The organism is Micromonospora sp. NPDC049257 (assembly GCF_040678915.1).
In the GTDB taxonomy this organism is placed as follows: Bacteria; Actinomycetota; Actinomycetes; order Mycobacteriales; family Micromonosporaceae; genus Micromonospora; species Micromonospora antibiotica.
In genome coordinates, this window is record NZ_JBFAQU010000015.1 from 1 (window position 1) to 22,116 (window position 22,116).

The 22,116-nt window shown below is 74.2% G+C and carries 14 protein-coding genes; 6 read left to right on the forward strand and 8 right to left on the reverse strand.

All coding sequences use genetic code 11. The features are described from left to right. Window positions 1-286: 286 nt before the first annotated feature. Complete coding sequence (locus tag AB0K25_RS21070; RefSeq protein WP_219460549.1) at window positions 287-3,601, forward strand: BTAD domain-containing putative transcriptional regulator; 3,315 nt, start codon at window positions 287-289, stop codon at window positions 3,599-3,601. Window positions 3,602-3,677: 76 nt separating this feature from the next. On the opposite strand, the gene AB0K25_RS21075 is transcribed toward AB0K25_RS21070, so the two are convergent. From AB0K25_RS21075 to AB0K25_RS21085, 3 genes are all read right to left on the reverse strand, one after another. Further along, a complete protein-coding gene (locus AB0K25_RS21075; protein WP_208570499.1) occupies window positions 3,678-4,520 on the reverse strand; it encodes an AfsR/SARP family transcriptional regulator in 843 nt (280 codons plus the stop codon). Window positions 4,521-4,989: 469 nt separating this feature from the next. Continuing rightward, entirely contained in the window at window positions 4,990-6,318 is a 1,329-nt protein-coding gene (locus tag AB0K25_RS21080) for an FAD-dependent oxidoreductase (protein WP_357537213.1), read from the reverse strand. Next, window positions 6,318-6,902 carry a 4'-phosphopantetheinyl transferase superfamily protein gene (locus AB0K25_RS21085; RefSeq protein ID WP_219460542.1) on the reverse strand — a complete coding sequence of 195 codons (585 nt, stop codon included), beginning with the start codon at window positions 6,900-6,902 and terminating at the stop codon, window positions 6,318-6,320. Before AB0K25_RS21085 ends, AB0K25_RS21080 begins: the two co-directional genes overlap by 1 nt. A 401-nt stretch (window positions 6,903-7,303) precedes the next feature. Between AB0K25_RS21085 and AB0K25_RS21090 the strand changes: the two genes are divergently transcribed. After that, the gene (locus AB0K25_RS21090; RefSeq protein ID WP_219460539.1) at window positions 7,304-8,323 is read left to right on the forward strand and encodes a methyltransferase; all 1,020 of its coding nucleotides are present in this window, start codon (window positions 7,304-7,306) and stop codon (window positions 8,321-8,323) included. Window positions 8,324-8,362: 39 nt separating this feature from the next. On the opposite strand, the gene AB0K25_RS21095 is transcribed toward AB0K25_RS21090, so the two are convergent. Genes AB0K25_RS21095 through AB0K25_RS21110 form a run of 4 tightly spaced genes read right to left on the reverse strand, consistent with a single transcriptional unit; the run spans window position 8,363 to window position 12,471 of the window. Continuing rightward, complete coding sequence (locus AB0K25_RS21095; protein ID WP_363822130.1) at window positions 8,363-9,292, reverse strand: acyl-CoA thioesterase domain-containing protein; 930 nt, start codon at window positions 9,290-9,292, stop codon at window positions 8,363-8,365. Then, the gene (locus AB0K25_RS21100; protein WP_357537219.1) at window positions 9,289-10,548 is read right to left on the reverse strand and encodes a glycosyltransferase; all 1,260 of its coding nucleotides are present in this window, start codon (window positions 10,546-10,548) and stop codon (window positions 9,289-9,291) included. The genes AB0K25_RS21095 and AB0K25_RS21100 overlap by 4 nt, the downstream gene beginning before the upstream one ends. Beyond that, a complete protein-coding gene (locus AB0K25_RS21105; protein WP_363822133.1) occupies window positions 10,511-11,440 on the reverse strand; it encodes an SDR family oxidoreductase in 930 nt (309 codons plus the stop codon). The genes AB0K25_RS21100 and AB0K25_RS21105 overlap by 38 nt, the downstream gene beginning before the upstream one ends. After that, window positions 11,437-12,471 (reverse strand): ketoacyl-ACP synthase III family protein, encoded by a 1,035-nt coding sequence (locus AB0K25_RS21110; RefSeq protein ID WP_357537223.1) that lies wholly within the window; start codon window positions 12,469-12,471, stop codon window positions 11,437-11,439. The genes AB0K25_RS21105 and AB0K25_RS21110 overlap by 4 nt, the downstream gene beginning before the upstream one ends. Window positions 12,472-12,839: 368 nt before the next feature. Between AB0K25_RS21110 and AB0K25_RS21115 the strand changes: the two genes are divergently transcribed. Beyond that, window positions 12,840-13,118, forward strand: a complete 279-nt coding sequence (locus AB0K25_RS21115; RefSeq protein WP_219460528.1) for an acyl carrier protein — start codon at window positions 12,840-12,842, stop codon at window positions 13,116-13,118. A gap of 178 nt (window positions 13,119-13,296) precedes the next feature. On the opposite strand, the gene AB0K25_RS21120 is transcribed toward AB0K25_RS21115, so the two are convergent. After that, entirely contained in the window at window positions 13,297-19,779 is a 6,483-nt protein-coding gene (locus tag AB0K25_RS21120) for a type I polyketide synthase (RefSeq protein WP_363822136.1), read from the reverse strand. A gap of 287 nt (window positions 19,780-20,066) precedes the next feature. On the opposite strand from AB0K25_RS21120, the gene AB0K25_RS21125 reads away from it, so the two are divergent. The 3 genes from AB0K25_RS21125 to AB0K25_RS21135 all read left to right on the forward strand — a co-directional run bounded on the left by AB0K25_RS21125 (window position 20,067) and on the right by AB0K25_RS21135 (window position 21,990). Then, complete coding sequence (locus AB0K25_RS21125; RefSeq protein ID WP_363822139.1) at window positions 20,067-20,297, forward strand: hypothetical protein; 231 nt, start codon at window positions 20,067-20,069, stop codon at window positions 20,295-20,297. 176 nt (window positions 20,298-20,473) lie between these two features. Further along, window positions 20,474-21,295 carry a glycosyltransferase domain-containing protein gene (locus AB0K25_RS21130; protein ID WP_219460519.1) on the forward strand — a complete coding sequence of 274 codons (822 nt, stop codon included), beginning with the start codon at window positions 20,474-20,476 and terminating at the stop codon, window positions 21,293-21,295. Next, window positions 21,292-21,990: a class I SAM-dependent methyltransferase gene (locus AB0K25_RS21135; RefSeq protein ID WP_363822143.1), complete on the forward strand. Its 699-nt coding sequence runs from the start codon at window positions 21,292-21,294 to the stop codon at window positions 21,988-21,990. The genes AB0K25_RS21130 and AB0K25_RS21135 overlap by 4 nt, the downstream gene beginning before the upstream one ends. Window positions 21,991-22,116: the final 126 nt, after the last annotated feature.

Below are 22,116 nucleotides of genomic sequence, written 5' to 3' on the forward strand. Positions count from 1 at the left end.
GGTCGAATCGCCCACCTACCCGAACGCGCTCGCCGCGTTGGCGGCCCGGCGGGCCCGGATCAGCACCCACGGGCTCGCCGTCGATGCCGGCTGGCCGACGTCCCGTTCGGACACCGGACCGACGGGACGCCCGGCCACGGACCAGCGGGACACCCGGTCACGGACCTACGGGACACCCGGTCACGGACCAGCGGGACGCCCGGCCACGGACCGGAGCCCGACCGGAGCGGCCACGGGCGTCGGACGCGGGATCCCCCGGCCCCGCGTGCCCGGCTAGGGTCACCGGGTGACGACGATCGGCGTGTTCGGCCCGGTGCGGGCCAGCCGTGGCGGCGTCACGATCAACCTCGGCGCTCCCCGGCAACGCGCGGTGCTGGCCCGACTGACCGCCGGTGGCGGCCACCCGGTCTCGGTCGACCGGCTGATCGAGGATCTCTGGTCGGGGGACCCGCCCCCACGCGCCCAGGCCGCCCTCCAGGTGTACGTGTCGAACCTGCGCCGGGCGCTGGAGCCGGACCGTCCGTCGCGCACCCCCGCCCGGACCCTGCTCACCGCCGCCCCGGGGTACGCCCTGCGACTGCCGACCCCGGACGTGGACGCCTGGCGGTTCGAGGCGGCACTGCGGGCCACCACGCCCGAGCCGGGGCAGCGACCCGCGGTGGCGATCGCCGGGCTGGACGAGGCCCTGGCCTGCTGGCACGGCGGCAGCCCGTACGCCGAGTTCGTCGGGGAGCCGTGGGCGGACCGGGAGCACGACCGGCTGACCCAGCTGAGGCTGTCCGCCGTCGAGCAGCGGGCGGAACTCCTGCTCGTCCTGCACCGGCCGGGCGAGGTCGTCCGTGACCTCGACCCGCACGTGCGCGACCACCCCCTGCGGGAGCGGGCCGCCGTGCTGCTCGCGGTCGCGCTGTACCGCCTCGGCCGGCAGGCCGACGCGCTCGACGTGCTCCGTACCGTGCGGGCCACGCTGGCCACGCAGTTGGGCATCGACCCCGGCCGTGAGTTGCGGAGCCTGGAGACGGACCTGCTGCGCCAGAGCCCACGCCTGGACAGCGCCGCTCCCGCGCCGCCCGGGGCGACCGTCAGGCTCCTGCCCGCCCCCATCGTCGGGGCACCCGAGACGCGCCCGGTGGGCCGGGCGGCGGAACTGGCCCGGCTCCGGGCCGCCGCCGCCCGGGCCGCCGTGACCGGCCTGGGCATCTGCTGGATCGGCGCCGAGGCGGGGGCGGGGAAGTCGACGTTGGCACGACAACTCGCCGACATCCTCACCGCTGACGGCTGGCAGCCGGTCGTCGGGCACTGCCCGCAGGTGGAGGGCGCACCGCCGGCGTGGGCCTGGCGCGACGTGGTCACCGCCGCCGGACGGCTCCTCCCCCTCGACGAGGCGGAGGCATCGGGCCTGCGCCTGCTGCTCGACCCCGAACCCACCGGCCGGGCCCGTGGCGAGTACGACGAGTTCCACCTGCGCGGGGCGCTGGCCGCCTACCTGGCCCGACTGACCGCGCAGGCCCCCGTGCTCCTCACGGTCGAGGATGTGCACCGCGCCGACGGGGAGACCCTGCGCATCCTTCGGCACCTCGTCGCCGCCCTCACCGCCGCGCCAATGCTCATCGTGGCGACGTACCGGCCGGACGAGGTCACCGACGACCTGGTGGGGGCACGGGCGGCGCTGGCCGCGGTGCCGGCGGTCGATCTCGCGCTGCACGGCCTGGACGGGGAAGCCGTCGCCGAGCTGCTGCGCCGGCACGGGGTGGACAGCACCGATCCCGAGCTTACGCACACGGTCGGACAACGGTCGGCGGGCAATCCCCTGTTCACCATCGAGCTGGCCAAACTGGTCGCGGCCGAAGGACCGGCAGCGGCGCTCGACGGCGTGCCCGCCGGCCTCGGCCACGTGCTGGCCCGCCGACTGGCGCGACTGCCTGCCGACGCGCGGACGGTGCTGCGACACGCTGCGGTGTTCGGTGCCGAAGCCGACGTCGACACCCTGCTCGCACTCGACGGCGGCCCGGAGGAGCCGGTCCTCGACGGCCTGGAGGCCGGAGTGACCGCGGGGCTGCTCGTCGAACCCGCGCCGGGTCGGGTGCGGTTCGCCCACGCCCTGATGCGCGACGCGCTCTACCACAGCGTGCCGCTGCTGCGCCGCACCCGGATCCACGCCCGCATCCTCACCGTGCTGCGGGAACAGGGCAGCGACGACGCGGCGGCGCTGGGGCGGCATGCGCTCGCGGCCCTCACCCGGTCCACCGCCGTCGACGCCATCGGTCATCTCGCCACCGCCGCCCGTCGCGCCGGCGACCTCGGCGCACCGAGGGAGGCCGCCGCGCTCTGGGCCGGTGCGCTGCGCGCCGTCGGCCTGGCCCCGGCCACCGACGCCCGGACCCGGCTCGACCTGCACCGCGAGCTGGCCGCTGCCAGCGCGCTCGCCGGGGACGTGGTCGGCGCCCGCGCCGCCCGCGCCGAGGCGGTACGACTGGCCACCGGCGTCGGCGACCCGGCAGCCGTCCATGCCGCGCTGACCTGCATCGACGCCCCGGTCACCTGGACCATCCGGCCCGACCGCCTGGTCGACGCGCCGCTGGTCGGCCTGCTGGAGCAGGAGTTGACCCGGGTCGGTCGGGACCGTCCGGTGCTGCGCTCGCGCCTGTTGAGCACCCTCGCGTTCGAGATCGAGGGCGCCGACCTGGGCCGTGCCGACGAGGTCACCCGGGAGTCCCTCGCGTTGGCCCGCCGGCAGGACGACCCGGCGGTGCTCTGCCGCGCGCTCAATGCGCGCTACTTCGTCACCGTCGCCCCCGCGTACCGCGCCGAACTGCCCGGGGTCGGCCGGGAACTGCTGGCGACGGCCGAAGCGGCAGGGCTGACCGCGTACCGCTGCCAGGCCCACCACATCCTCTACCAGGCGGCGCTCGCCGACACCGACTTCGACCGGGCCCACCACCACGTCGACCGGGCGGTCGAGGAGGCCACCACCGGGCAGCTCGGCCTGATCCTCGCCGTCATGGGCTGGTTCACCGGCCTGCGCGCCCTGTTCCGGGGCGACCTCGACGAGGCGACACGCCGGTACGCGGAGATCAGTGACCGGATGGGCCGCGTCGGTGGCCCGAACGCGGCGGCGATGGGACTGATGGGCCGGTTCACCGTGCTGACCGCCGTCGGGCGTGGGCACGAGGTGATCGAGGAGCTCCGGCAGGTGCACGCGCGGGTGCCGGACGACGCCCACGACGTGCTGGCCCACGCCCTGCTGTCGGCCGGTGACCACGACGCGGCCCGGGCGGTGTGGCGGCCGGACGCGCCGATCCGCCCGGACTACCTGTGGCTGTACTGGATGACGGTGCGTGGCCAGGTCGCGGCCCGCCTCGGCGACGCGCCCGCCGCCCGGCGCTGCTACCGGGAGTTGACGCCGTGGGCGGGGCGCTTCGCCGGGCTGGAGTGCGGCTCGATCTCACTCGGACCGGTGGACCAGACCCTCGCCGAACTGGCCGCCGTGCTCGGTGACCCGGCCGCCGCCGCGCACCGGGCCGCCGGGCTCGACCTGGCCCGGGCCGTCGGCGCGGTGCCGTGGTGCGACGAGTCGGCGTACGTGCCGGTGCCGGCCTGAACGGTCCACCAGGCCCGCTCCTCCTCGACCGGCCGTTGGCTCCCCGCGTCGCACGAGGGCGGTGCCTGCGCGACGGCTACCGCACGCGGGGACGCTGCAGGACGAGGTGGTCGAGCAGCTGGGTCAGCCCGTCGTCGCGGGGTGCCACCTCCAGCGCCGGATCGTCCGCGAGGACCGCCTGCTGGAGCAGGTGCAGCCGCTTGGACGGCTCCAGCCCCAACTCCTCCACCATCGCCGTACGCAGCCGGTGGAAGACCGCCAGGGCCTCCCGCCGCTGGCCGCTGCGGTGCAGCGCGACCATCAGCTGCGCGCACAGGTTCTCGTTCAGCCCGTGTTCGGCGATCAGCAGGGTGAGCTCAGCCAGCACGTCCTGGTGGTGGCCGAGCCGCATCCGCGCCTCGATGCACTGCTCGAGGGTGTTGAGCCGGACCTGTTCCAGCGCCTTGAGCCGGGGCTCGGCCACGGTGCCGGCCCGCACGTCGGCCAGGGCCGGACCACGCCAGAGCGCACAGGCGCGCACCAGCAGCGCCGCCGCGTCGACGTTCTCGCCGGCTGCCAGGGCCCGCCGGCCGGCCGAGGCGAGCTGTTCGAACAGGCGCAGGTCGAACTCGTCGGCACCGACCCGCAGGACGTAGCCGCCGGGCACGGTGACCAGCACCCGCTTGGCCACCTCGGAGACCGGCACGCCGAGCAGGCCGGCGAAGCACTTGCGGATCTGCAGGACGTACGTCTGGAGCGTCGTCAGCGCGCTCACCGGCGGGGACCCGCCCCACAGCTCCTGGATCAACGCGGAGACCTGCACGGTCTGGTCGGCGTTGAGGAGCAACAGGCCCAGCACGCTGCGGGGCTTCGGGGCGGTCGGTGTGGTGACCGCCCCGGCGTGGGCGAGCACGAGCGGTCCCAGGATCTGGATTTCCATGGCCCCTCCCCCGAGAGCGGTCCGCCCTCTTCTCGACGTGCCGTTGCGGGGATCCGCATGAAAGCGACAGCCTTACCCATCACCATAGATAAGCGTCAGTTCCAAGCAGAATTCACGTCTTTTCGTTCCGTGATCGTGCGCGGTTCGACTGAGAGGCTAGCCGGTTTTGGGGCGACCGTCGCAGATTGCTCAAGCCATCTTCGAGGAGCGATGGAAAGCCCGAGGTCAGACCGCCAGGAGGGGCCGAGAAGGCCGGCCCGGCGGGCCCACCGGCCAGGCCCCGGGCGGGTCGTCACCCGGGCTTTGGCCCGCGACGGCACATCGGTTCGGCGGCACCCCGCACCGCCGCCCGACAACACCACACCGAGCAGCAGAAAGCCCTTTTGTCCACACATCAACACCATTGACAGTCTTCACTCATAAGGGGTTGGTCGTGCGGAAGGTCCGACTGCCGCGCCTGCGGCGGGGGTCAGGCCCGGTGCCGGCGCAACACGGCGGCACCGACCCGCCAGAGGATGTCCGGACGACGCAGCCGCGCGGGCCCGGTCGTCAGGTTGACGACCTCCAGGAAGGCCCGGTGCACCACCTCGTCGGTCACGGTCGCGTGCTGGACCGCCTCGGCCAGGCCCCGGCGCAGCCGCCACCCGAACGGCCGGGCGGCGGTCACGTGCGGCAGGTAACGGTCCTGCGCGGCGGAGAAGTCCCAGGCGTCGTCCACCACCGCCCGCACCCGCCGGAAGTACGCGTACGCCGGCCCGTCCACCGCGCCGGGCTCGGCCAGCCACTCGTCCAGCGCGACCGCCTGGATGGCCGCCACCGAGATGCCCTGACCGTAGGTCGGGTTGAACGAGGCGACCGCGTCGCCGATCGCCACCAGGCCCGCCGGGAACCGGTCCAGCCGGTCGAACTCACGGCGGACGCTGTCCGGGAAGCGGTGCACGTACACCTCGCTGGCCGGCTCGCACACGTCCGGCAGCAGCCGCAGCGGGGTGGCCGGGTTCGACCGGCAGCGGGCCAGGAACTCGCCCAGGTCACGGCCCGGTCGCCGGTCGCCGTAACCGCTGACCAGCGTCAGCCAGCGATCGCCCTCGACGGGGGTCATCGAGCTGGGACCGTTGCGCGCCCGGCTCGGCGTGTGGACCGAGTAGACCGCCACGTGGCCGGCCAGCCGTTGGCCCGGCTCCCGGTGGAACAGGCAGGTGGCGTAGCCGAGGTCCAGGGCCATCCGACGCTTGGCCGGGGCGGGGTAACCGAGCCGACCCAGCCAGTCGGCCAGCCGGCTGGACCGGCCGGTGGCGTCCACCACCAGCTGCGCGCCGTGCCGCTGGGCGTCGGTGCCGCCGGTCGGGCGGACCAACGCGCCGTCCACCCGGCCGGCGGTCGCGGTCAACCCGACGGCGGTGCCCCCGACCAGGGTCACGTTCGGCAGCGCCAGGACCCGCCGGCGGATGTGCCACTCCAGGAACGGACGGGACACGCTGACCACGCTGCCGCCGCGCACCGGGACCTTCGCCCGGCCGTCGAGGAACCACTGCGCGCCGCCGGGACCACTGCCGACCAGTTGGCCACCCTCGCGCACCAGCTGCCGGACGAAGCCGGGCAGCAGCCGGTCGATGACGGTCCGGCCCCGGCCGAGCAGGGTGTGCGCCTGGCTGCCGTGCGGCGCACCCCGGCGGATCACCGGCGCGTCCACCAACACGTCGGGTTCCACGATCCACACCTGGTCGGCGTGGTCGGCCAGGACCCGGGCGGCGATCATGCCGGCGACGCTGCCACCGAGGACGAGAGCGGTCCGCATCAGCGGCCGGGGACCGGCCGTGGGTGCCCGGGGCACGCCGGCGCGCTGGCGAGCGCCAACACGTGGCCGGACAACTCCCGGTGGGTCACCAGGACCCCGGGATCGTCGACGGCGGGCCGCCAGGCAGGTGGTGCCGGTGGGGCGGTACGCCGGCGCAGCAGCCGGCCACCGCGCAACCCGGTGCCGTACACCTTGGCCACCGCCTCCTTGCCGGTCCACAGGGCCAGGAAGTCGACGCCGAGGCGGTCCGCCGGTCGGCCGCGCAGCCAGTCGGTGTCCTCGGGGGCGAACCACCGTCGACTCAGACCGAGCGCGGGCAGCGGACGCACCTCCTCGACGTCGACGCCGACCGGTCCGATCCGGGACACCGCCACCGCGACCAGGCCACGGGTGTGACTGAGGCTGGCGTGCCAGCCCGTGGCGACGCCGCACAGCACCGGCGCACCCGCCGCCGAACGCTCCACCGCGATCGCGGCCGGCGGGGCACCGGCCATCGCCGCGACCGTCTCGACGAGCAGCGCACGGGCGGCCGGCCGGCCGTCGCCCGCCGTGCGGCGCAGCCGTACCACCAGGTCCGGCGTCACCACGGCACGCCGTGCCGGCCGGGGACGGCCCCGGGCACCCGCCGGGCCCTGCGCCGCCCGCGACGACCCCGGGCGGGGCGCGGCCCGGTCCGGGCGGCTCCGACGGCACCCATTCAATCCCCCACCGCCCGCATTTCCGATAATTGTCAGCACGCCCTGGTTAATGCGAGGATGACCCGGGTCGAATTGACGATACCGAGGCGTGGGCGGGCCCGGACCGCACTTCTCTCGACATTCACTAGAGGTTCGGTGGAGAACGATTATGCCGCGGCAGCGACAGGGCACGGAAGGGCATTGCCCCCGGCGACGGGGGCCGGCCGCACCGCCGTGGGGACGGTCGTCGGGGTGGGCCCGGTCGGGTCGCCCGGCCCCGGTGCGGGCCGTGGCGCGGGGAGCCGTCCGTGGCGCGTGACGACGAGTACTTCCGCAAGCGGCTGCTGAACGTCCTCTGTGCCACCTGGACGGCGCAGGCATGCTCGGTCTTCGCCCTGCTCGGCCTGGCCGACCGGATCGCCACGGGCACCACCGGCGGCGCCGCGTTGGCTGCCGCCGCCGGGCTGGACCCGGTCGCGCTGCGCCGGTTGCTCGCCGCGCTCGCCGACGCCGGCGTCCTGCGCCAGACGGGTCCCGACGACTTCGTCCTGTCCGGCATGGGGGAATACCTGCGCACCGACGTCCCCGGTTCGGTCCGCGACACGGCCGTCCTGTACGGCCAGGAGGTCTTCGCCTCGTTCGGCGGCCTGCTCGACACCGTCCGCACCGGCCGGCCGGCCTTCACCGACCGCTTCGGTGAGCCCTTCTACCAGTACCTGGGCGGGCATCCGGAGCTGGCCGCGACGTTCAACGGGGCGATGGCCACCGCCCCGGAACCGCCGCCGCCCCCCGCCCGGCTGTTCGACGACGCCCGTACGGTGGTGGACCTCGGCGGCGGCGACGGCGGCCTGCTCGCCGACCTCCTGCGGGCCCGCCCCGAGCTGCGCGGAGTCCTCGTCGAGCTGCCCGAGGCCGCGGCCCGGGGACGTGCCCGGCTCGCCGCCGCCGGGGTCCTGGACCGGGTCGAGATCGTCGTCGGCAGCTTCTTCGACCGGGTGCCCACCCACGGCGACCGGTACGTGCTGCGGCGGGTCCTGCACAACTGGAACGACGGCAACGTCGCCCGGGTGCTGGCCCGGGTGCGCGCGGCGATGCCGACCGGGGCGCGGCTGCTGGTGCTGGAGGAGCTGCTGCCGGCACAGCCGCAGCAGACCGGAGCCGGCGCGGGCACCTGGGGGGCGCCCCGCAACCGGATCGTGGATCTGCTGATGCTGGTCCTGATGGAGGGCCGGGACCGCACCGCGGCGGAGTACGGCCAGCTCCTCGCCGACGCCGGCTTCGCCGTCACGGGCGTCACCGACGGCGCGATCGAGGCGGTACCGGTCTGAGGGCGGCGGCGGGCCGTCCCGGGTCCGTCGTTCACCGGCTCAGCGGGCGGGCCGGGTCAGCAGCAGGCCCTCCTGGGCCACCGTGGCCACCAGGTCGCCGTCGCGGGCGTACAGGCGGCCGGTCGCCAGGCCACGACCGGTGGCCGCCCACGGGCTGTCGCAGTCGTACAGCAGCCACTCGTCGGCCCGGCAGGGCCGGTGGAACCACACCGTGTGGTCGATGCTGACGCCGAGGTCACCCGGACCCCACTCGGTCGCGTGCCCGGCCACCATCGCGCTGAGCAGCAGGGGCAGATCCGAGATGAGCACCAGCGCGCCGGCGTGCAGCGGCCCGTCGTCGGGCAGCCTCCCGACCACCCGCACCCAGGCCCGGCGGTGCGCCTCACCCGCCCGCTCCCCGTCGGTCCGCCCGCCGGGCGGCGGGCCGAGGTACCTGACGTCGAACGCGAAGAGCATGTCCTGCACCGCGGCCAACCGGCCGGGCGCGTCGGCGAGCAGCCGGGCCAGGGTCGGTACCTCGTCCGGTGGCGGGACCTCGGGCGCCGGCCGCCCGTGCGCCGGCCCGGTGCCGGGATCGTGGAACGAGGCGGTCAGGAAGAAGATCGGGGTGCCACGCTGGAGGGCGACCACCCGTCGGGCGGACATGGACGGGCCGTCGCGCAGGGCCTCGACCAGGTAGGTGACGGGCCTGCGGCTGTCGCCCGGCCGGGTGAAGTAGGCGTGCAGCGAGTGCACCGGTCGACCGGACCGCACGGTGTGCGCGGCGGCGGTCAGCGCCTGCGCGGCGATGAGCCCCCCGTACCGGCGGGTGGTGCCCCGCGTCGTGCCGCGACCGGAGAACACCCCCGCGACGGGCACCAGCCGGTCCGTGGTGACCGTGGCGGGGTCGACGGTCACCAGGTCGAGCAGCCCGACCACCTCCTCGACGACCGCCCGGGCCCGGTCGGGGGCGGCTGCTCCGCCGCTCATCCGGCGAGGTACTTGTCGACCTCGTCGGCGGCGACGAGCGTGCCGTGGGGTTCCGCGCGCATCTGCTCGCCGAGCTGTACCGCGCGCCGCCGCAACGCAGCGGTGGTCAGGTGGGACATGCCGGAGCGCAACACGTCCTCGGACAGGTCGGTGAACCGCACGTGCACACCGACGCCGAGCCGTTCCAGCTGGCGGCCCCAGAACGGCTGGTCGGCGTAGGAGGAGCAGACCATGGTGGGGATGCCGGCACGCACCCCGGCGGCGGTGATGCTGGCGCTGCCGTGGTGCACCACCATGGCACAGTGCGGCAGCACCAGGTCGTAGTCCACGTAGGGCACCACCCGCAGCTGCGGTGACGTGGACGGCGCGACCCCGGCCAGGCCCCAGCCGGTGGCCACCAGGGCACGCACCCCCAGCGACCGGCAGACCCGCTCGATGCCCGCCATCATCGCGGCCGGATCCGCCACGTGCGTGCTGCCGAACGTCAACAGTGCCGGTGGTTCGCCCGCCGAGAGCCACCGCGCCAGCTCCGGATCGAGGGTGGACATCCCGGCGCGGTGCAGGTCGTCCGGGGTCAGCCGGAGGTCACCGACGATCGGACGGTAGGCGTCCCAGGTCAGGCCCGGCACCAGGGTGGGGCTGTAGCCCTGCAGTTCCAGCGGCCGCCGCAGCTGCTTCGGGTGCGGCGGCATCGGAGGCAGCCCGAGCTGGCGACGGAAATCGAACATCAGGTCCCGCCGGTACCGCCAGGCCCGCCGGGTGTAGTGCAGGTAGGTCGCCCGGTTCGCCTCGGGGGTCGGCAGCGGGTCGACGGACACCAGCGGATGCGGCACCACGTCGTTCGGCCGCGACGGCGTGAGGTCGTACGCGATCAGCGGGACGTCGTGCGCCTCGGCCAACGTCGCGGCCCACTGCTCGCTGACCACGGCACAGACGATGGCCTCACAGCCGGCGGTGAGCTGAATCGCCTCGTCGCCGAACCGCCGACCGTAGTCCCGGTACGCCTCGATCGTGATCTGGAGGAAGGAGTCGAGGGTGCTCTTGGTGACCCACTCCCGGCCCCGCTCGGTCTGCATCATCGACTGCTGGTTCCACCCGACCGGCACCACGTCGAGCCCCAGCTGCCGGGGCAGGTCGACCAGGTTCATCGACGCCCCGACGAGTACCTCGTGGCCGTGGCGGGCCAGCTCCGCGGCGAGTGCCGTCAGCGGATAGACGTCACCGCGACTGCCGAGCGCCAGGACGGTGATGCGCATCGTCGTTCCCCTCCGGTCCTCGGTGCGGCGTCGACGGCGTCGACCCGTCGCCTGCGGTCAGGTCGGTGGAGAACGCGATCTCCCGCTGCTCCTCCAGGTCCGCCAGCCGGGCGGTCAGTCCGCGCCGGATCGCGGCGTACGCGTCGCTGCCGAGCGCGAGCCGCAGCGGGACGGTCGGCCCGGTGGCGACGTCGACCACGGCGGCGGCCATCCTGGCCAGGTCGCCGCGGCACGGCAGGCGACCGTCCTGCGCCCGGCGACGCAGGATCGCCGCCGGGGTGCCCGCGTAGGCGGGCGACTCGGCGGTCAGCTCCTTGCTCCGCCCGAAGAATCCGGTGCTCACGGTGCCGGGCTCGACGATCGTCACGCCGATGCCGAAGCCCTTCACCTCGGCGGCCAGTGACTCGAAGAACCCCTCCACGCCCCACTTGGTGGCGCAGTAGACGGCCGTGCCGGGCGACCCTCGTTGCCCGGCCATGCTCGAGATCTGGATGATCCGCCCGCCGCCCTGCGCCCGCAGGTGCGGCAGCACCGCCTGGGCCAGGTGGATGGGGCCGGTCAGGTTGGTCCGGAGCTGCCTGTCGACCTGCTCGCCGCTGGCCTCCTCGGCCGCGCCGACCAGCGCGTATCCGGCGTTGCTGATCACCACGTCGATCCGGCCGAGCGCCCGGGCGGCGTCGTCGACCACCTGCCGGATCTGCTCCGGATCGGTGACGTCCAGTCGGGCCGTCCACAGCGCCTGCGCCGAGGGGGGTCGCAGGTCCGCCAGGGTACGCGGATCGCGGGCGGTGGCCGCCACCGTCTCACCGCGGGCGAGCAGCTCGGTCACCAGCGCCCGGCCGAGACCGGCCGAGCTCCCGGTGACGAGCCAGGTACGTGCGGGCCGGGTCATGCCCCGGCCCACGCCGGGACGTCGAGGATCTCCAGGACCGCGCAGGACAGGGTGGCCGGCGCACCGCCGTAGAGCAGCAGGTGGTCACCGGCGGCCAGCTGCCCGGTGACCAGCAGGTGGTTGAGCGACAGCAGCTGGTCGCTCGCGCCGGTGTGCCCGACGCCGCGCCCGAACTGCCAGGTGGTGCGCTCCATGGTGATGCCCAGCGGCTCCACCAGGTCGTGCTGCACCATGTAGGCGGCGGAGTTTCCGCAGATGACCCGGGTCATGTCGGTCAGCTTGCGGTCGGCCTCGTCCAGCGTCCGTTCGATCAGGTCGAGCCGGGCGCGGGTCCTGATCTCGGCGGCGTCGGTCAGCGACATCACGTTGTTGCGGAAGTGCTCGGCACGTTCGCGCATGTCGATCGTGCGGCCCTGCGCCGCCAGCGGCGGATACAGCGGCTCGCCGCCGCGGTACAGCGGCTCCACCTCGGGCACCACGACGCTGCCCACGGCGCGCAGCCGGGCGAAACCGGTGTCGCGGTCCAGCAGCAGCGCGCTGCCGGCGTCGCCCAGGATGAAGCCGGGCGCGGAGTTCCACCGGTCGATCAGCGGTGTGCCGAGGTTCTCCGCCGTGGTCACCAGCACCGTCCGGCCCGCCGCCGCGACGGCCAGGTGCCCGGCGGCGATCTCCAGCGCCGCGAACACGCCGTTGCAGCCCAACCGGACCTCGAACGCGGGGGTCGACGTGCCGACGACCTCCCGCTGGATGTACGGGCCGGGCAGCCACATCTCCGGACCCTGGTGGTGGATGGAGGCGTGCAGCACCAGGCCGATCCCGGTCGGGTCGACGGCGGCCCGGGTCAGCGCCTGCCGGGCCGCGTGCACGGCCATCTCCGGCGGTGAAACGTCCCCGGCGATGCCGACGCCGGTCAGCCGGTTCTCCAGGTAGGAGGCCGGGCTGTAATCCCCGCGCCGGGCGGCCTGTCCGGCGTCGGTCACGGGCGGTTGAAAGACACCCAGCCCGGACAGGTGAACGTTGGTGATCTTCAACCGCGTCTCCCGGATCGGCCGGCCATGGCACCACGTCCGCCATTCTTCAAGGACTGTAGTGGCCGTCCACGGGGGCACGGCGCACGTGACCTTGACGCCGGACTGAGAACTGCTTGAATCCGGCCGCCGTTGCGACTTCAGCACGCATGGAGGCGACCGGTGTCGCATTGACCGCTGCGAGTGGCCGTTGCTAACTTCGGGCCACGCATCGGGGAGATCTGTCGTCGGCTGGCGTGATGGCGCTGCGGGTCGTCGGTGACCACACACGACGTCGTCGATTGACGGCAGTTCGTCCGGAGAATGTGCGACCGGTCCACCGAGGACGCCGCCCCGCCACTCCCTGCCACCCGAGAGAAGGTAGCTGAACCATGTCAGCCGACGAGGTCCTCGCGTTCACCATGCAGGCGCTGCGGGAGATGAACTTCTACACCGACGACACCGGCCCCGACTCGATGCTCGGACCGTCCGGCGTCGACCTCGACTCGCTCGCCGTGTCCGAGCTCGCGCTGCGGGTCGAGGACCAGTTCGGCGTGACGTTCGACGACGACGACATCGAGACGCTGGCCATCATGACGCTGGGCGAGTTCGCCGCGGAGGTGGCCAAGCGGGCAGAGCTGATCCCGCAGGCCGACGCGGCGCGCGGCTGACGGGCGGTCCGACACCCGGCTCGACGACAGGCTCTACCGCACGACCACGGTGGCGGTGACCGGCACGCTCGCGGTCACCGCCACCGCCCGTACCGGACCAGTCCGCCCCGGGGCCACCGCGTCGGGCGGACGGCGTCGGGCCGCACGGGCGGCAGGTGGTACGGCGGGCCACTCCCGGTCAGTGGCGGCCCGGGTCGCCCAGCTGGCTGAACACCTCGCCGGCCAGGTCGGCGACGCTGTGGCCACCGAGCATCTTCGCGATCGGCAGCATCATGCCCAGGTCACGTTGGACCCGGGTGCGGACCTCCACGGCCATCAGCGAGTCCAGGCCCTGCCGCTTGAGCGGACGCCGGGGGTGCACCTGGGCCGACGGCATGCCCAGCACCTCCGCGAGGACCCCTGCCAGGTAACGCTGCACCGCGTCCTGGTCGGTCAGCGTGTCCGCCACCCCGGGAGCCGCCACCTGACCGACGCCCGGTCCCACCGGTACGGAACCCGTGGCGCTGGCGACGGCGGTGACGGGGGCAGCGGGGACGTGGGCCGTGACGTCGGGGACCGGGGTGCCGGTGTCCGTGGGTCGGTGCGTGGGCGGCGTCGCGGGCGACGGCGACCACGGCACTGCGGGTGCCGGGGTCGCAGCGGTGGTGGGCTCGGCGAGCAGGTCACGCAGCAGCGGCGAGGCCGCCGCGTCCGGATGCGCCGTCGCCCACCGCCGCCAGTCCGCAGGCAGCACCACGCCATGGGTGGCGTCCCTGGCCAGCAGCAGGCGCAGGGCCTCGATGCCCTCCCGAGGGCTGAACGTGTCCATCCCGGCGGGATTGATCGCCCGACCCTGCTGACGCCCGACCCGCGCCGGCATGCCGACCGACCAGAAACCCCAGTTCACGCTGAGCGCGGTCGCCCCGGCGAGGCGGCGTTGGTCGGCCAGTGAGTCCAGGGCGGCGTTCGCGGCGGCGTACGCGCCGAGCATCGGGGAGCTGAGCACCGCCGAGCCGGAGGAGAACAGCACGAAGAAGTCCAGCGGCCGCTCGGCGAACAGCCGGTGCAGCACGGCCGCACCGGTGACCTTCGGGCGCAGGACCGCCGACAGCACCCCGTCGTCCAGCTCGGACAGTGCGCCGTACTCGATGACTCCGGCCGCGTGCACCACGCCCCGGATCGCCGGGCCGTCCTGCTCGTGGTGGCGCAGGACCTCCCGCATCGCCTCCTCGTCGGCCACGTCGACCGCCTCGTACGCCACCCGCACCCCGTGCCGTCGCAGGTCAGCCAGCCAGCCTTCGCCGCCGGTCCGGTCGAGCGGGGTCCGCCCGGTCAGCACGACGTGCCGGGCACCCTCGCGGACCAGCCAGTCCGTGACCACCCGGCCGAGGTCGCCCAGCCCGCCGGTGACCAGGTAGCCGGCGGCCGGATCGAGCCGGACCGGCCGGTGCGGGGCGGCGACCTCGACCGCTGCGGGCACGGTCAGTTCCGCCGTGGACACCAGCACCTTGCCGATGTGCCGGGCCTGGGCCATGTGCCGGAACGCCCCGACCAGCTCGGCAGCGGGAAAGACCCGGTGCGGCAGCGGTTCGAGCAGACCGGCCTGCACCAGGGCCAGGGTCTCCTCCAGGATCGCGCCGAGCCGGCGCGGGTCACTGAGCCCGAGATCCACCACGTCTACCACGAAGAACGAGGCGCCCCGGGCCAGCAGCCGCAGGTCCAACCGGGTGCCCTCGACCAGGTCACGGCGGCTCAGCTCGACGTAGCGCCCCCGGTCGGCCAGCAGCTCCACACTCTTGAGCAGGCCCTCCCCCGCCAGCGTGTTGAGCACCACGTCGACGCCCTCGCCCCGGGTGGCTTCCCGGATCTCGTCGGCGAACCCGGTGCTGCGCGAGTCGGACACGTGCGCGACACCCATCATCCGCAGCAGCGCCCGCTTCTCCGGGCTGCCCGCGGTGGCGTACACCTCGGCGCCACGCCAGCGGGCCACCTGCACCGCGGCCAGGCCGACCCCGCCGGTCGCGTGGTGGATCAGCACCCGCTCGCCCGGCCGCACCTGGGCCAGGTGCACCAGCGACTGGTAGGCGGTGACCAGGGCGACCGGCACGGTGGCCGCCTCCTGCGGGGTGAGCCGGGCCGGCCGCCGGCGTACCAGGTGCGCGTTGACGCACAGGTAGCTGGCGGCGGGCGTCTCCAGTGCGACCGCCACCACCTCGTCACCGGGCCGCAGCCCGGCCACGCCCGGTCCGACCCGGGTGACCGTGCCGGCGCACTCACCGATCACGGTCGCGGGTCGGTCGGACAGGCTCGGATACATGTCCATCGCGACCAGCACGTCGCGGTAGTTCAACGCGAGGTAGTCGGCACGCACCTCCACCTCGCCCGGCCCCGGCGCGCGCCGCGGCACCGGCACCAGGCGCATCCCGTCCAGCATGCCGGGCACGGTGGCCTGCACCTGGTGGGCGACCTCGACGCCGTCCGGCCGACGGACGCCGACGGAGCTGGACCGCAGCCGCGCCGCGTACCGCCGGTCGCCCCGCAGCGCCACCTGGTCCTCCGGGCCGGCACCGGCCAACTCCCGGCCCAACGCGGCGGCGAGTTCGGCCGGCGACCCCGCCGGGTCCAGGTCGACCAGGGCACAGCGCAGATCCCGGTGCTCGTGGGCGAGCACCCTGCCCAGCCCCCAGACGGCACCCTGCCACATCGACACGCTGCGGTCCGTGTCCCCCGCCCGGTGCGCGCCCCGGGTCACCAGGGTCAGCCGGGGCGGCTCGGCCAGGCCGGCGTCGGCGAGGGCCCGCAGCAGGCGCAGGATGCTGGCACAGCCGAGACGCTCGGCGTCCTGCGCCTGCCGCTGCACCGGGGCCGAGTCGTCGGGCTGGTCCACGTCCAGCGCCCAGAGGTGCACCACCTCGGTCGGCGTCAGGCCGTCGAAGTCGGCCCGCACGTCGGCGAGCAACCGGCGGTACTGCGCCGGTGCGGTCGGGTCGATCTCGTAGTGGTCGGCTGCCAGCCGCCGGTAGCCGGTGCCCGCGAACACCCGCACCTCGGCGTCGAGCGCGCCGCCGACGCCGGTCCGGTCGGCGAGGACCAGGCGGCGGTCGCCCGGCCGCGGCACGTCGGACAGCGCCGGCAGCGGCTGCCACCGCAGCTCGTGGAACCAGCCGTCGGGGTCACGTACCGAGTCCGGCGGTTGCAGGTACTGCAGGCGCAGTCCGTTGATCTCCACGATCACCCGGCCGTCCGCGTCGGACACCACCAGGTCGCCGCAGACCGAGTCGGAGCGCCAGGCGGTGACCGCGACGGCGTGCGCCCAGGCGGGTGTGCCGGGATCCGGGTGGATCGACAACTCGTCGATGCTGCCCAGGACGAACGCCGACGACCGGTCCCCGGCCGGGATCAGCGACGCGAGCACCTGCCCGCACGCGTCCAGCAGCGCCGGGTGGCAGGTGTACCCGCTCGGGTCGACCCCGGCGGGCACCTGGATGCGGCCCAGCGCCTGACCGTCGCCCAGCCAGAGCTCCGCGACGCCCTGGAACGCGCCCCGCCACTCGTTGCCCCGCTCGGCGAAACGCCGGTAGAAGTCCGCGCCGGTGAGGTGGTCGGGGCAGGCCGCCCGGATCGTGTCCAGCGGCAGCGTGCGCCGCCCGGCGGGTGGGGTCCGGGTCACCGTGCCGGTGACGTGGGTCGCCTCCGCACCGGTCACCGCGAAGTCCCAGGTGTCCGGCCCGCGCGGGGTGAACGTCGTGGCCAGGGCGGGTGCCGGCTGGTCCGGGCGCAGGAACAGCGCGTCGACGTACCGGATGTCGCGCAGGACGGGCGTCTGCCCGCCGCAGATCCCGTCGGCGGCGGCGTGCACCATCTCCGCGTACGCCGTGCCGGGCACGACCACGGTGCCCTGCACCTGATGGTCGAGCAGGTAACGCTCGCGGGTGAGGTCGACGACCCGCTCCACCCGGTGCGGGGCCGGCCGGCCGGCTACGGGCGGGATGAGCCAGTACCGCTGGCGCTGCCAGGGGTAGGACGGCAGTCGCACGTAGCGGGGCGGCGGCCCGCCGGACACCCGGTGCCAGTCGACCGGGCACCCGGCCCGGTGCAGGGCGCCGACGGTGTCGAGCAGGCTGGCCCGTTCCGGCTCGTCGCGGCGCAGGCAGCCGACGGCGGCACCGCCGGACCCGGCGAGGGCCAGGGCCTCCCGGATGGCCGGCAACAGGACGGGGTGCGGGCTGATCTCCACGAACACCGTCTCGCCCCGCCCGGCCAGGTGTGCCACCGCGCCGCCGAAGCGCACCGGCTCACGCAGGTTGCGTACCCAGTAGGCCGCGTCCCACCCGGAGCCGTCGCACGGCGCGTCGTCCACGGTGGAGTGCAACGGGGTACGCCCCGCGCGGGGCGCGATGTCGCCGAGGCAGGCCAGCAGCTCCTCGCGCAGCTGCTCCATCTGCGGGCTGTGCGAGGCGACGTCCACCTTCACCTGGCGGCAGAACACGCCGCGCCCCTCGAGGTCCGCGACGATGGCGGTCAGGGCCTGCGGGTCGCCGGAGAGGACCGTCGAGCCGGGGCTGTTGCTCACCGCCACGCCCACCAGGTGCTCGTGGCCGGCCAGCGCGGCCTGCGCGTCGGTGACGGACAGCTCCACCGAGTACATGGCGCCCTGCCCGGCGACCGTCTTCAGCAGCCGACTACGCCGGCAGATCACCGCTGCGGCGTCGGCGAGGCTGAGCGCGCCCGACGCGCATGCCGCGGCCACCTCGCCCATGCTGTGCCCCACCACGTGGTCCGGCTCGACGCCCCAGTCGCGCAGCAGCGCGCACAGGGCGGTCTGCATCGCCCACAGGGTCGGCTGGATCGTGTCGATCGACGCCGGGGCGTCCGCCTCGCCGGTCAGCCGGGCCAGCAGCGACCAGCCGGTCTCGGCCCGGACCGCCTCGTCGCAGCGGGTGAGCATGTCGCGGAAGACCGGCGAGCCGGCCAGCAACTCGCGCCCCATGCCGTCCCACTGCGAGCCCTGGCCGGGGAAGACGAAGACGACCGCCGGCCGGTCGCCCTCCACCGGCGCCGACGCGGTGACGCCCAGCCGGGGCCGGGACTCACCGGCGGCGTACGCCCGCAGCCGCTCGACCAGCTCGTCCGGCGACGTGCCGACGGCGGTCAGCCGGTGCTCATGGTGGTCGCGCCGGGTGGCCGCGCTGAAACACACGTCGCGCAGCGGCAGTTCCCGCCCGGCACCACCCGGTTCGAGAAAGCGTGCGTACCCGGTGGCGAGCGCGGCGAGCGCGTCCGGGTCGGGTGCGGAGAGCACCAGCAGCTGCGCCTCGTCCCCGTCGGCAGGTGCGGGTGCGGGTGCGGCCGGTGGGTACCCGCCGAGCACCACGTGGGCGTTGGTGCCGGAGATGCCGAACGAACTGACCCCGACCAGGCCCGGCCGGTCGGTCTGCGGCCACGGGGTGCGTTCGCGCACCAGCCGCAGCCGCAGGCCCGTCCAGTCGACCGCGCCGGTCAGCTCCTCGGCGTGCAGGCTCGGCGGGATCTCCCGGTGCTGGAGGGCGAGCACCGCCTTGATCACCCCGGCCAGCCCGGCGGCCGCCTCGGTGTGGCCGATGTTCGTCTTGACCGAGCCGACCAGACACGGCGACCGCCCGTCCCGACCCTCGCCGGTCACCACGCCGAGGGCCCTCAGCTCCACCGGGTCACCGGCCGCCGTCCCGGTGCCGTGCGCCTCGACGTAGTCCACCAGCCCGGCCGACACGCCCGCGTCGGCGTACGCCGCGCGCAGCGTCTCCTCCTGGCCCGGCTGGGACGGCGTGAGCAGGTACCCGCCGGACTGGCCGTCGTTGCCGACCGCGGACCCGTAGATCACCGCGTGGATCGCGTCGCCGTCCGCCTCGGCCCGGTCCAGCGGCTTGAGCACCAGCACGGCGACCCCCTCGCTGCGGACGAAGCCGTCGCCGTGGGCGCTGCCGAACTTGCACCGGCCGTCGGGCGCGAGCATCCTGGCCGCGGAGAACGGGATGGTCTCCTCGGGAGAGAGGACCAGGTTCACCCCGCCGGCCAACGCCAGCTGGGTCTCCCCGTTGCGGACGCTCTGGTAGGCCAGGTGCAGCGCCGCCAGGCTGGAGGAGCAGGCGCAGTCCACCGCCATGCTGGGGCCGCGCAGATCGAAGGCGAACGACACCCGTCCGGCCAGGAAGCTGCGGGCACCGCCAGTCGCCGCGTGCAGGTCCAGCACCGACGCGTCACTGAGCAGGTGCCCGTAGGCGGAGGACATGCCGCCGATGTAGACACCGGTGCGGGTCGTGGACAACCGCTCGCGGGTCAGGCCCGCGTCGGCGAGCGCCTCGGCCGCGGTCTCCAGCAGCAGGCGCTGCTGGGGGTCCATCCGCTCCGCCTCCCGGGGCGCCACCCCGAAGTAGCCGGCGTCGAACTGGTCGATCTGGTCGAGGAAGCCGCCCCGGCGGCTGATGATCCGGTTCGGCGTGCCCGGTCGCGGGTCGTGGTAGGCGTCGATGTCGTACCGGCTGGCCGGCACCTCGGTGATCGCGTCACCGCCACCGCTGAGCAGTTGCCAGAGCTGCGCCGGTCCGTCGGCCCCCGGGAAGCGGCAGCCGATGCCCACCACGGCGACCGGAGTCCCGGTCGGTTTCCCGACCTGCGACCGTGCCGACTCGCCCCGTCCGGTCATCCGGCCCGCCTCTCTCGGCATCGTGTGATGGCTGCGACCCGAGTCTCCCGGCCACCACTAGGAAATGGCTTGAGAAACTACGGACATCAATGGTCAGACACGCTTGCCTCTCGGTCGGGACCATCGGCGTGAGGCCCCAATTCCCCTCTTCTGCGGGTGCAGATGAAATTCGGATCCTCGGTCCACTGGTCCTCAGGGGTGCGAATCCGCCGGTCAGCGCACAGACCACGCTGTAGACGTACGTCCTGCAGGTCCGCAAGTGCCTGGGCCGGCTGCTGGACGCCGCGGTGACCGAGGTCGCCCGGCGTCTGCTGGTCACCGTGGCCGGCGGATACCGGCTGGGGCTCGACACCAGCGAGTTGGACCTGCGGACCTTCGAGCAGCTCGCCACGACCGGGCGGCGCTCCCTCGCGGCCGGCGAGCACGTCGCGGCGGCGGCGAGCCGGCTCCTCGACCACCTCGTACGTCGTCAGGCCCCCGGGCGGCGGTGCGGGAACCCCGTCGACCACTGCGCTTGAGAACGGCTCGACAACAGCTCTTGCGGGCGGCGGGGGTGGGTGGCGCTGCTCGACAGCGACCATGGTGGATAGATAGTTTGGCAGCCGGTCGACCCCCGCCCAGCTCGGGCAGCCGTCCCAGCGCGCGTCCGGTGCGGTCCCACGCCACGATCCGCCAGCACGATTGGACGCCGAAGATGAGGGTCATCACCATCGCCACCGACCTCGAACATCCCTTCCTACGCAGACTGCTGGAACCGTCCTGCGCGGCTGCGGGACTCAGGCTGGTCGTCCTGGAGGGCACGCAGAAGGGTTTCCGGCCGAGGGACAAGCGCGCGTTACTGACCGAATACCTCGACCGGCACGTGGCGCCCGACGAGTTGGTGATGTTCACCGACGCGTACGACACGCTCTTCCTGCGGGGGGCGGATCACATCCTCGACACGTACGCGGGCTTCCCGCAGCGTGTCGTGTTCAGTGCCGAGTCGAACTGCTGGCCGCTGGGCAACGTCGGCCTCGCCCTGCACGACAGCCCGCCCGTGCGCCCGTACCCCTATCTCAACAGCGGTGGCTTCATCGGGCCGGCCGGCGACATCGTGGCCCTCTCCGCGAAGTACCCGAAGCCCCCCAGCGAGCACTTTCCCCTCCTGGGTCGCCTGAGGGCGCACGGCGTCGACCCGGACCGGCTGCACGCCACCAGCGACCAGTACCACTGGATGCTCGTCCAGCTCCTCGAACCGGACACCGTCGGGCTCGACCACGGCGCGGTCCTGTTCGAGAACTTCGCCCCGGCGGTCGCGAACTTCTGTGAGCTGTCCCGCTGGACGAGTGACTTCCGCACCAACGGCCGGCAGGCGGCCAGCTACCGACGGGAGCGTACGAGGCTCGAGTCGCGGTTGCAGTCACCAAGCGGCGCCGCCCAGGTGCACTTCGCCTCCGCCCTGGCCAAGACGGTGGTCCTCGACCTCCTCGACGAGGGGCAGCTGCCCTCCTGGCTGGCGGGGGTGTTGCCGCGGTGAGCGCCCGGCCGGAATACGAGGAGCGCCACCGCCCCTCCCTGCAACGCAACGAACTCCAACGCAACGACCTGCTGGCCATGCAGGCACTGGCCCCGCTGTCGCTGACGTACCTGCCGTGGAGCGCGAGCGCCATGCGGCCGAGCGGAGTCGTCGCGGTGCTCAACGAGATCCTGGTCAACCAGCGTCGGTCCGTCGTCGAGCTGGGCAGTGGCGTCTCCACCTTCTACATCGGCCGGCTCCTGCGGCAGCGGGGCGGGCACCTGTGGACCGTGGAGCACGACGAACGCTGGGCGGAACTGCTCGGTCAGGAGCTGGCGCGCGAGGGCCTCGGCGACGTGGTGACCGTGGTGCACGCCCCCCTGGTGCCTGTGGAGTCCCGCTGGCCGGACGAGGAGTCGACCTGGTACGAGCAGCGCCGTCTCGCGGAGATGACCGCGGGCCGGGCCGTCGACCTGCTCGTCGTCGACGGACCTCCCGCCTACCAGGCGGCGAACGCGCACGCCCGTCATCCCGCCGGGCCCTTCTTCGCCGCGCGGTTCGCCGAGGACTTCGCCGTCGTGCTCGACGACATCGACCGGCGTGGTGAACAGGACATCATGCGGTGCTGGGAAGACGAGATCGGGGTGACGTTCGAGCACCGCCCGACCAACGGCCGGATCGGCATCGGCCGGCCCGGACCGGCATTCACCGTGTAGGAACGGGCCGACCATCGCGCCCGCCGAGCGCCCCGGCCGGTCACCAGCAGCCGGGTGCGGACCGGGAACAAGCCCCGCACCGCCGCAGCGACGCCCGGCTCCGGCTTGACCTGGAGCGCACTCGAA